Origin of the sequence: Streptomyces sp. NPDC088730 (assembly GCF_044751215.1) — a bacterium.
GTDB lineage: Bacteria > Actinomycetota > Actinomycetes > Streptomycetales > Streptomycetaceae > Streptomyces.
On the sequence record NZ_JBIVLK010000033.1, the window covers coordinates 1 to 11,071 of the forward strand.

The following is an 11,071-nucleotide window of genomic DNA, read 5'->3' on the forward strand; positions in this document are numbered from 1 at the left end:
ATCGACCCCGCCGAGACCCGCGAGGTCCTGATCGCCTCCCTGGCGATGCTCCGCACCAAGCACGCAGACCTGCCGTCCCGCAAACACGGCAACCCTCCGCAGTAGGTCAAGAACGGCGGGGCGCGGTGGGCCCGCTCCCTCGGGGGCCGAGCCGCTGAGCCCTGTAATCAGGAGACAATTGATGGTCAAGCAGGACCGTGCGGCGCGCACACGTCAGTCGTTGATCCATGCCGCCGCCGAAGTGTTCGCGCAGGAGGGCTTCGCCCCCGCTTCGCTGGCCGCGATCAGCCGCCGGGCCGGGGTGAGCAACGGTGCGCTGCACTTCCACTTCGAGAACAAGAAGATGCTCGCCCAAGCCGTCGAGGACGAGGCGGCGGAGACCGTGCGCCGGATCACCGAAGAGGCCGTGAACGGGGGAGGCCAGGCCCTGCAGGTACTCGTGGACACCACGCACGAGCTGATGAGCAGGCTGGCCGACGACATCGTGATCCAGGCCGGTTTCGAGCTGGGCGGGGACCTGGCCTGGAGGGAGGAGCCCCGGCTCCGGCGGGGGTGGCAGCGGTGGATCGAGGACATGCTGCGGCGTGCCGATGCGGAAGGCGGACTGGCCGAAGGGGTGTCGCCCGCCGACGCCTCGCCCGCCATCGTGGCCGTGACGGTGGGCCTTGAGGTGCTCGGCGGCGAGGACAAGGAATGGCTGTCCACGGAGACGATCACCGGATTCTGGGACCTGATGCTGCCGAGGCTGGCCAGTCGGCAGACTCCGTGCAGGTCAGTGAGCCCCCGGGAGGCCGCCTCCGGCACGCCGTGACGCCGGCCGCGCAAGCAACATACTGATCATGCTGTTTCGAGGGTCTGGCAGGCGGGAGCTCTGCCGGACCTCCCCTCCGCACCCCTGGGTGCGGAGGGTTCTCTGTTTGGTGCGATCCGTGAAACTCCAGGTCAGAGGCTTCAGTTGGGCTCGACCGAGGAAAAATAAAACAGCCTGGACGGTTTGATATTGACAAACCGTGTGTCCTGTTTTTTACTCAAGGTACTTCCGAGTGGCTCACGATTCATGCACGAATAGGGGAAACGGCGTGGATATCGATGTATTGGGCGCGTTGGCCGTCCGTGAGAACGGGCTCTCGGTGACGCCGACGGCACCGAAGCCGCGTCAGGTACTGGCCCTGCTGGCGTTGCACGCCGACCAGGTCGTGCCCGTGGCCACCCTGATCGAGGAACTGTGGAGTGACCGCCCACCACGCAGCGCACGCACCACGCTGCAGACCTACGTACTGCAGCTGCGGGACCTGATCGCGACCGCTCTCCTGCGGGACCCGGAAGGGGCCGAGCCGCGCTCCGCCAAGGACGTGCTCGTCACCACGCCGGGTGGCTATCTGCTCAAGACCGCCGGTGGCGCCAGCGATGTGCGCGAGTTCGAGCGGCTGGCGGGCCTGGGGTACCGGGCGATGGACGCGGGCGACTTCCCGGCCGCGGCCCGGCAGTTGGGCGAAGCGCTCTCACTGTGGACCGGCTCCGCCCTGGCCGACGTCCAGGCCGGGACGCAGTTGGAGATGGAGATCCGACGGCTGGAGGAGACCCAGCTCTGCGCGCTGGACCAGCGCATCGAGGCCGATCTGAGGCTGGGCCGGCACCGCGAGCTGCTGGGTGAGCTGACCGTGCTGGTCAGCCGCTACCGCACCCACGAGAACCTGCACGGCCAGTTCATGCTGGCGCTGCACCGCTCCGGGCGCCGCAGCGAGGCGCTCGACGCCTATCAGCGACTGCGCTCCGTTCTGGTGCGGGAGCTGGGGTTCGAGCCGTCCGCCGGGCTGCGGCGGCTGCAGCGCTCGATCCTGATGTCGGGTCCGGAGCCCACCCTCGATCCGGCCGCTGCCGGTGGCGAGCGTCTCAGCCGGGTCGGCTGAGAAGAGGGGGTGGCCGAGATGCAGGCCAGATCGCAGCGGACCCGTCAGAAGCTGGTCCACGCGGGCGCGGAGATGTTCAACCGGAACGGCTATGCCAACGCGACCCTGGGGGAGATAGCCGGGGCCGCGGGGATGACGAAAGGGGCGCTGTACTTCCACTTCTCCTCCAAGGACGGGCTTGCCGACGCGGTGCAGGAGCGGGGGCGCGCCATGGTGCAGGGCTTCATCAGGGAGCGCTCGGAGACGGGCGTGCCGCCGGTGCAGATGCTCATCGACATGACGCACTGGCTGGCCAGGACGCTCCTCGACGACCCGGTCATCCGGGCCAGCTTCCGGATCACCAATGAGTGCGCCGGGCGGCAGCCACCCGTCACCGACTTCCATCAGGACTGGATCACCGAGGTGCTGAGGCTCCTCGGACAGGCCCGCGAGGCGGGGGCGCTGCGGGCCCGCGCGGAGGGCGACGGGCCCGCAACGCTGCTGGCCGCGACGGTGTGCGGTATCGGGGTGCTGGCAGGCACCGGTATCCCGTACCCGCGGCTCAGCGACCGGGTCGCCGCGCTGTGGGAACCGCTGCTGTCGGCTCTGGTGCCGCCGGACGACGTCGCGAACTATCGCACCCGCCCGCCGGTCCCCGCCGCGAGCACCCCCTCGGCCGCCTTCGGCGGGGCTCCCGGCCGGCCGCTCGGCGCCGGGAGCCGCGGCGGGCAACGCGCGGCCTGAGACACCCCGCGGACCGCTTACGGCGACAGGGCTCGCTCGTACGACGTAGTCGCGAGGGAGCGGTCGCTCCCGGGACCAGGTCACGGCCGCACGGTTCAGCACGGGCGGCGATCGCCCCTGTTCGGACGCACCTTCGAACACTTTCCTCACTGGCCGGCCGGGACAGACACTTTGGAGCCCATTCATGCCCCATGAACGTCAAACTCCCCTCAGGGCAGGCGCAGTCGTGCCGCCCCGCGACATGGTGACCGATCTCGTCGCGGTGCTCGCCGGCGCACTGCGGCTGAAGCCCGAGAAGATCGATCCCGAGCAGACCTTCCGGTCGCTGGGCGTCGACTCGCTGCTGACCGTGGAGTTCGTCGCCACGGTGAACGCCCGGTACGGCACGGCCGTGAGGGCCGCTGCGCTGCTCGACCATCCGACTCCGCTGGACTTCGCCCGGCATGTGGCACGTGAGCTGGGGGTGCTGGACTCCCCGGCCGCGGACAGGCCGTCGTCCGGGCCCGGCAGCCGGGTCATGCCCCCGATCGTGGGTGCGGCCCGGCCCATGCCGTCACCGGCGCCCGTACCGAGGCCCGCGTCCGCTGCCGGGCCTGGGCCCCTGCCGGGCGGGCCGGTTCCGGCGCCGGCGTCCTCCGACCCCGGGGCGCGGCAGATCCTCGACCTCCTCCGGGAGGAACTCGCCCGCCTCCTGTGCTGCGACCCCTGGGACATCGACCCCACCGCCGCCTTCGGTCTGCTCGGGGTGGACTCCATCATCGGCGCGCAGTTCGTGGCGGTCATCAACCGTACGTACGGCATGAGCGAGCGGGCGGTCACGCTCTACGAGCACCCCGATCTTGCCGCCGTCGCCTCGCACATCGCCTCCGTGACCAAGGCCCCGGCGGCCGTGCGGACTCCAGTGACGGCGGTCTCGGGGACGGCCGCTCCGGAGCCGCTGGGGGTGCAGGCGCTGCTCGACGCGGTACGGGACGACCGGCTCACCATCGACGAGGCGCTCACGCTGCTGCCCAGGCGGGCTTGAGCAGGCGGGCTCGAACAGGCGGAAGACCATGGACGAACGAGAAATACTCATCCGGTTCAAAGCCGGAACACTGGAGCGCGGGCACGCCGTACAGCTGCTGGCCGGGCTGGAGGCGGCGCCCGGACCAGCTCCCCGGCCGGCCCTGTCACCGGCTGCGGACCCAGCCCCCTCGCCGGGCCCCGGTCCGGGGACGGCGCAGCCCCGGCCCGAGACACCGTCGGCGCTCTCGGCGCAGCTGCCGTCGGGGGCTCCGCACAGCGCCGACGTCCCGGACACCGACGACCGGTTCGCCGTCGTCGGGATCTCCGGCCGGTACCCGTTCGCCCCCGATCTGCGTGCCTACTGGCAGAACGTGCGCGAAGGGCGGGACACCTCGTCGGCCGCGCCGCTCACCCGTCCCGGCGGGTCGCTGCTCGGCGCGGGACAGCGCGGGCACTTCCTGGACGGGGCCGCCGACTTCGACGCGGAGTTCTTCGGGCTGACCCCCCGGCGGGCGAGCCTGATCGACCCCCAGGACCGGCTCTTCCTCGAAACCGCCTGGGAGGCGCTGGAAGACGCGGGCTGCACCGGCACCCGGCTCGACTCCCTGACCGGTCCCGGCGGGGCGCCGCGCGGCCTCGGGGTGTTCGTCGGGGTCAGCACCGCCGACTACGCGCTGGTGGCCGCCGAGGCCTGGGCGCGTGGCGGTCGGGAGATGCCGGAGAGCGGCCACTGGAGTCTGGCGGGCCGGCTGTCCGGCCTGCTCGGACTGAGCGGCCCGGCGCAGGCCGTCGACACCGCGGAGTCCTCCGCCCTCGTCGCGGTGCACCTCGCCGTCGGTGCGCTGCGGCGCGGGGAGTGCGCGGCGGCCGTGGCAGGCGGGGTCGAGTTGCTGCTGCATCCCTCGCGCGGCCGGCAGGGCGCGGGGGAGGGGGTGGGCGCAGTGGTGCTCAAGCCGCTCGCCCGCGCCCTCTCCGACGGTGACCACGTGCATGCCGTCGTACGTTCCACCTCGATGGGCGCCGACGACCGGACCGGCACACCGGGCCTGCGCGAGACCCGGGAGACCACTGCCTGCCGGGTGGGCCACGCCGGGGCGGTCACCGGTCTCGCGGCGCTGACCGCGGCCGTGCTCCAGCTGCGGCACGGCACGCTCGCGCCCGCCGGGGGCAGGGACACGGCCACGTCCTGGCCGCGGCCCCGCGATGCGTCGGGCCGGGAGCTGCCCCGGGTGGCCGTCGTCGAGGTCGCCGGTGCGGGCGGCCCGTTCGACGCCCGTGCCGTCCTGGAGGAGTTCGTCCCGGACCGGCATCCGCAGTCCGGCCACGACGAGGCGTGGGACGACACCGTCGAACGCGACGAGCTGATCCTGCTGTCCGCCCCCACCCCCGGCCATCTCGCCGCCAACGCCGCCCGGCTCGCCGACTGGCTCGCCTCGGACAACGCCGGGAGCGGGAACACCACCACCGGTGACGAGCGGGTGGCACTCGCGGATGTGGCCCGCGCCCTGCGGGCCGGCCGCGCCGCACGACCGTGCCGGCTCGCGCTCCTCGCCCGGGACATCCCCCAACTGGTCAGCTTGCTGCGGGGATTCGTGGGCCGGAGCGCGGACGCCGGGGAAGCCGGCGATGACGTGCACGACAGCCGTGGTCACCGCGGTTGTGCCCCTGACGGCGGGGTGCGTTACGTGGATCTGCGCACGGGCGGATCCGATGCGCTGGGCCTGGGCGAGGCGCCGGAGACCCGCGACTTCCTCGGCGCCCTGTGGCGCGGTGGCCGTACCGAGCAGCTGACGCGCCTGTGGCTGTCCGGGCTCGACGTCGACTGGGCCGCCCTGGAGCCCCGGCCCGGCCCCGGCGGTGCCCTGGTGCCGATGCCCCCTTCGGCCTTCCTGCGCCGTCCCCTGTGGATCGGACCCGAGGTGGCCGCGGAGGAGACGGGGCGGGACGGATGACCGGCCTCACGGCGCCGGAACACTCCGTCGCCGGGTTCGTGCCCGACCGGCCCGAACCCGTCAAACTGTGGTTCTGCCCCAACGAAGAACTCGCTCCCGGGGTCGCCACCACCCTGGCCGCACACTGGCTGGACGAGCACGAGCAGGAGATCGCGAGCCGGTTCCTGTTCGAGCGCGACCGGCGTCAGTACCTCGTCGCCCACACACTCGTACGCCGGGTACTGGCGCTGGAGGGCGGGGTGCCCGAGGCGGAGGCCGTGATCTGGCGGTCCTCCCGCGGGCGGCCGTTCCTGCAGAAGCCCGTGGAAGGGCTGCCGCGCGGCGGCCGGGAGCTGGACTTCAACCTGTCCCACACCGCCGGCCACAACTTCCTCGGCGTGGTCCGGCGCCATCGGATAGGGGTGGACGTGGAGCGCCTCGACCGCGGTGACCAGGGATTCGAGGCGATCGTGGAGACCTTCGCGGACGAGGAACGGGCCTGGGTGGCCCAGGCCGCGCCTGGTCGCCCCCGGAACCGCCGGGTGCTGCGTCTGTGGACGCTGAAGGAGGCGTACTCCAAGGCGCGCGGACTCGGGCTCGGGCTGCCCTTCGACAGCTTCGCGTTCACCCTGGCCGAGGACCGGGGAGTACGGGGCTTCCGGCCGCCCCGGACCGAGGGCGTGCTGCCCTGGCGGTTCATCGAGCTGGAGCCGGTGCCCGATGTGCTGGCGGCCGTTGCCGTGGCGGCCGATACCGATGTGCCGTCCGTCTTCCAGCTGCACCACGGGTTCCCGTGGGACCGGAGCGCGCCCCGGCTGCTGGCGCTGCCGGAGCCGGTGGCCGTGCCGGCACCGCCGTTCTAGGAGACGGCGCAGGGAGGGCTCCCGGCCCGGTCCGGCGGGCGATCACGAGCTGCTGCCCGGCGGCCGGGGCGGGGCGCCATCAGCGGCTCGACCGGGGCTCCGGTCCGATACCAGCGAGGCTTCCATGTTCCTGTGCAGACTTCGCAGAAGCGGACGGCGGCCATCAGGGCGGCCCGACGACGTGGGGGTGGCCGGTGCGACTGGCGCGGCAGGGCGCACAACTCGGCCTGCTCGGGGAGCTCTTCGAGGCTGCCCGGCGGGGCGACGGCCGCGCGGCGCTCGTCACCGGCAGCCCCGGCACCGGCAAGAGCGACCTGCTGCGGGCTTTCGCGCAGGAGGCCGGGCGCACGGGCGCGCTGGTGCTGAACGCGTCCGCGTCCCCGGCCGAGACAGATCTCCCGTCCGGGGTCGTGGGGCAGTTGCTCAGCGGCGCCGGACCGGACGCCGAACGCCACCTCCGGGCACGGGGACCCGCACCGCGGTACCCCTTCGAGGGCACCGCCGCGGGCGGGGAGCGCGGTGACGACCCGGCCGTGCTCCACGAAGCCCTGCGCGAACTCGCCGCGGACACCCCGGTGGTGATCCTCGTCGACGATGTGCACCACGTGGACGAGGCCTCCGCCCGATGCCTGCTGTACGTGTGCGGACGGCTCGCGACGAGCCGGACCCTGCTGGTGATGAGCGGCCGCCCGCAGCCCTGCTCCCGGCCCCCGCTGCCGCTGCCGCTGGCCGAGCTGCTGAGACATCCCCGCTGCGCCGCCGTACCGCTCACGACGCTGGACCGGGACGGGGTCGCCGATTTCCTCGCCGCGCCCTCTGGCGGCGCGATGGAACTGCCGGCGGCGCGACGGCTCGCCCCCGACTGGCACCGCTTCACCGGCGGGAACCTGCGGCTGCTGTGCGGGCTGCTCGACGACCACCGGGACTGTGAACCGGTGCGCCCCTCCCGTCCGGTGGCGGGCACCGCGTTCCGGCGGGGCGTCACCGGCTGCCTGCGGGGCGCCGGTGCTCCCACGGTGTCGGCCGCGCGGGGCCTGGCCGTGCTCGCCGAATCCTCGACGCTCACCCTGCTCGCCCGGCTGCTGGAGACCCCGGAACGCGCTGTCGGCCCCTGCCTGGACGAGCTCGACGCGATCGGGCTGCTCGACGGCGGACGGCTGCGCCACGAGGGGGTACGGGCGGCCGTGCTGGAGGAGCTGTCCGCCGAGGAGTCCCACCGGCTGCACACCGCGGCCGGCCGGATGCTGTACGAGAACGGCGCCGAACCGGCCACGGTCGCCCGCCACCTGGTCGCCGCCGAGACGGCCGGCGGCCGGCCCGGTCCGGCGTGGGCCGCCGAAGTGCTCGCCGAGGCGGCCCGGCACACGATGAGCGGCGGCGGGGCGCGGCAGGCCGCGGACTTCCTGCGCGCCGCCCACCGGGCCGGCGGCCACGAGGAGGCCGGGCTGCTGACGATGCTGGCCCGCGCCGAGTGGGAGACCGATCCGGCAGCCGTGATCCGGCACCTGCCCGACCTCGAACGGAGCCCCGGCGCCGGGGCGGGGGCCGCCACGGACACGGAGGGCGCGGTGGGGCTGCTGCTCTGGCACGGGCGTCCGGCCGGCGCGGCGCGGGTCCTGTCGGAACCGCACGGCCCCGCAGGGCCGGGCGAGCCGGCCGCGGCGCTGGCGTACGTCTACCCGGGTGCGGGCACCGGGCCGCTCCCGCACGATGCGGCGGAGGCCGGCCGGGAGCCGGCCGAAGGCGTGGCCGAGCAGCGGGACGAGGCCGCCGAGCGGGTGCTGGAGTCGATCGTCTACGACCACGCGCCGCCGCCGCCCGTCGCCGCCGTCCTGTCGGCGCTGCTGCACACGGGGGAGACCGGACGGGTCGCCCGGTGGTGTGAGCTGCTCGCCGACGGGGAGCGGACACCGGCGACTCCGGCCCGCCGGGCGGTGGCCGCCGCCGCGGCGGCCGTGGTGCACGGGCGCGGCGGCGAGCACGACCTCGCCGCCGGGCACGCGGGCCGGGCGCTGTCGCTGCTGTCGCCGGGGGCCTGGGGGGTGGCCATCGGGATGCCGCTGTCCGCGGCGGTGCTGGCGGCGACCCGCCGGGGTGCGTACGAGGAGGCGGCGGCGCGGCTGCGTGTCCCCGTGCCCGCCGCGATGTTCCGCACCCGGGCCGGGCTGCACTATCTGCTGGCCAGGGGCCACTACCAACTGGCCGTGGGGCGCCCCGAGGCCGCCCTCGGCGACTTCCACGCCTGCCGGGACCTGCTGGCCGACTGGCGGCTGGAGCCGCAGGGCGCCGCCGGCTGGAGCACCCCCGCCGCCGTTGCTCTGCGTGCCCTGCGCGGTGAGGACGCCGCGAACGGCGATCCGATCGCCGGGCTGACCGACGCCGAGCGGCGGGTCGCGGTGCTGGCGGCCGACGGCTGCACGAATCGGGCCATCGCGGCCCGGCTGTACGTCACCACCAGCACGGTGGAGCAGCACCTGACCCGGATCTACCGCAAGTTGTGCGTGAAGTCCCGCCGGGACCTGGCGGAGCTCGTGGCGGCGCGGCCCCCGGCCCTCACCCGCGGGACGGGTCGTCCCGGGGCCGGGGAACGGTCAGCGGCGTGGGACCGAGGTCAGCAGCCCCCTTCCGTTCTTGCGGCCGAGCAGTCCCGCGGCCACCAGCTCTTCCAGTACAGCGGCCGGTTCGTGCTCGGGTGTCTTGAAGGACTCGTACAGCCGGTTCTGGATGGCGAGTGAGACATCGAGGCCGATGGTGTCGAGAAGCGCGAACGGCCCCATGGGGTAGCCGAATCCGGACCGGATCGCGTGGTCCGTCTCCTCGATGTCCACGTCGTGCCGTTCCAGCAGGGCGAGGGCCGCGCCGAGGTAGGGGAACAGCAGGCTGTTGACGATGAAGCCGGTGCGGTCCGGGCACGCCACCGTCGTCTTGCCGAGGGTGCGGCAGAAGGCACGGGCCGTGGCCAGGACCTTCCGGTCCACCGTCTCGGTGTGGGCCAGCTCCACCAGTTTCATCACCGGCGCGGGGTTGAAGAAGTGGATTCCGACGACGTCGGCCGGCCGGCCCGCCGCATCGGCGCAGTCGGCGACGGAGAGGCTCGATGTGGTGGTGGCCAGTACGGTGCCGGGCGCGCAGACCTCGCCGAGCGCGGCGAACATCGCGCGCTTGACGTGGACGTCCTCGGCCACCGCCTCGATCACCAGGTCGCAGTCGGCCAGTGCCGTCATGTCATGGGCGCCGGTGAGGAGTTCCTGGGCCGAGGCCTTGGTCTGCACGGTGACCCGGCCACGCCGTATGCCCCGGGTGAAGGACTCGTCGACGGCCTTCAGCGCCAGCTCGGCCTTCTCCGCGCTGCGGGCCACGAGGACCGTGGGGTATCCGGCCCCCGCCGTGACCTCGGCGATCCCGCGCGCCATCGCGCCGGAGCCGAGCACACCCACCCGCCGCACGCTGGCGGCACCCGTGTCGCCGGGGCCGTCGGCCGCGCGGCCGGTCACGGTTCCGGTCTCGTCGTATGTGTAGAACCCGTCGCCGCTCGTGCGGCCGAGCCGTCCGGCCGCGACCATGCGGCTGAGCAGCGGGGCGGGTTCGAAGGCATGGTCGCCGGTGCGCCGCCACAGCTCCGTCAGCGCGGTGTGCGCGTTCCCGAGGCCGATGTGGTCGAGCGTCTCCAGGGGGCCCGCCGGCAGTCCGCAGCCGAGCCGCATGGCGGTGTCGATGTCGTGCTGGGTGGCGTACCCCTCGTCGAAGAGGATGACGGCCCGGTTGAGGAACCCGAGGACCAGCGCGGTGGCGTCGGCGGCGGGCCGGGCGCCGACCTCGACCGGGCTGAGACCGGCCGCTGCGACCAGAGCGTCCACGGCGGCGGCGGTGTCCGGAGAGGTCAGCGCTGTCCGTACCGGTTCCGCGGGGCCGCCTGCGAGGGGCGGGGTGAACAGCCGCAGCCCCGCGATGTCTTCCGGGCGGCCGGTGGCGACGGCCAGCCGCGCGACGGACAGCGACGCCGTGGTGGTCACCACCGGGGTGCCGGGCGGACAGGCCGCGACGATCCTGCCGAGCACGTCATTCTTGACGGCCGGGTCGTCCGGCACCGCCTCGATGACCAGGCCGGCCGCGCGCAGCGCCCCGTGGTCGGCGGTGAAGGTGACGTCGGGGCGCTGCGGGCCGTCCTCGGCGGCGAGCGCGGCTTTGAGCCGGCCGGCCGTCCGGGCCAGGACGTCGAGGTCGCTGTCCACGGCGACGACGGTGTGACCCGCGCGGTGCAGCAGACGGAGAAGGGCCTCGCCCGTCGAGCCCAGGCCGACGATGCCCGTCACGGGTGTGGTGGTCTGTCGCGCAGTCATGAGGTCCGCGCCTCCTCTTGCCGGAAACGATTGATGGCGTCGATGTGCTTCTCGCGCAGTTCCCCGTTCCGTACGCCGAGCCCCTCGCGCGGGGCCAGTGCCAGGACGCCGACCTTGCCCTGGTGGAGGTTGCGGTGGACCTCGTACGCGGCCTGGCCGGTCTCCTCCAGCGGGTACGTCCTCGACAGCGTCGGGTGGATCTTCCCCTTGGCGACGAGGCGGTTGGCCTCCCACGCCTCGCGGTAGTTGGCGAAGTGCGAGCCCACGATCTTCTTCAGCGACATCCACAGGTAGCGGTT

General features: G+C 73.7%; 7 protein-coding genes and 2 pseudogenes. 7 read left to right on the plus strand and 2 right to left on the minus strand.

All coding sequences use genetic code 11. The annotated features are described in order from the left end of the window. Positions 1–181: 181 nt before the first annotated feature. From ACIP89_RS37660 to ACIP89_RS37690, 7 genes and pseudogenes are all read left to right on the plus strand, one after another. Entirely contained in the window at positions 182–811 is a 630-nt protein-coding gene (locus tag ACIP89_RS37660) for a ScbR family autoregulator-binding transcription factor (RefSeq protein ID WP_401934063.1), read from the plus strand. 268 nt (positions 812–1,079) lie between these two features. Then, complete coding sequence (locus tag ACIP89_RS37665) at positions 1,080–1,910, plus strand: BTAD domain-containing putative transcriptional regulator (RefSeq protein ID WP_401934060.1); 831 nt, start codon at positions 1,080–1,082, stop codon at positions 1,908–1,910. Positions 1,911–1,928: 18 nt separating this feature from the next. Further along, a complete protein-coding gene (locus tag ACIP89_RS37670; RefSeq protein WP_402119010.1) occupies positions 1,929–2,633 on the plus strand; it encodes a ScbR family autoregulator-binding transcription factor in 705 nt (234 codons plus the stop codon). A 226-nt stretch (positions 2,634–2,859) separates the two neighbouring features. Then, entirely contained in the window at positions 2,860–3,657 is a 798-nt protein-coding gene (locus ACIP89_RS37675; protein ID WP_402119003.1) for a phosphopantetheine-binding protein, read from the plus strand. Positions 3,658–3,685: 28 nt separating this feature from the next. Then, the gene (locus tag ACIP89_RS37680) at positions 3,686–5,590 is read left to right on the plus strand and encodes a polyketide synthase (protein WP_402119006.1); all 1,905 of its coding nucleotides are present in this window, start codon (positions 3,686–3,688) and stop codon (positions 5,588–5,590) included. Then, entirely contained in the window at positions 5,587–6,432 is an 846-nt protein-coding gene (locus tag ACIP89_RS37685) for a 4'-phosphopantetheinyl transferase family protein (protein WP_401934053.1), read from the plus strand. Before ACIP89_RS37680 ends, ACIP89_RS37685 begins: the two co-directional genes overlap by 4 nt. 194 nt (positions 6,433–6,626) lie before the next feature. After that, a pseudogene (locus ACIP89_RS37690) lies at positions 6,627–8,951 on the plus strand (AAA family ATPase); the annotation flags it as partial. Between the two features lie 72 nt (positions 8,952–9,023). Here ACIP89_RS37690 and ACIP89_RS37695 read toward each other — a convergent pair. Further along, entirely contained in the window at positions 9,024–10,772 is a 1,749-nt protein-coding gene (locus ACIP89_RS37695) for a 3-hydroxyacyl-CoA dehydrogenase family protein (protein WP_402119008.1), read from the minus strand. Next, positions 10,769–11,071 (minus strand): annotated as a pseudogene (locus ACIP89_RS37700) (crotonyl-CoA carboxylase/reductase); the annotation flags it as partial. The pseudogene ACIP89_RS37700 and the gene ACIP89_RS37695, both read right to left, overlap by 4 nt.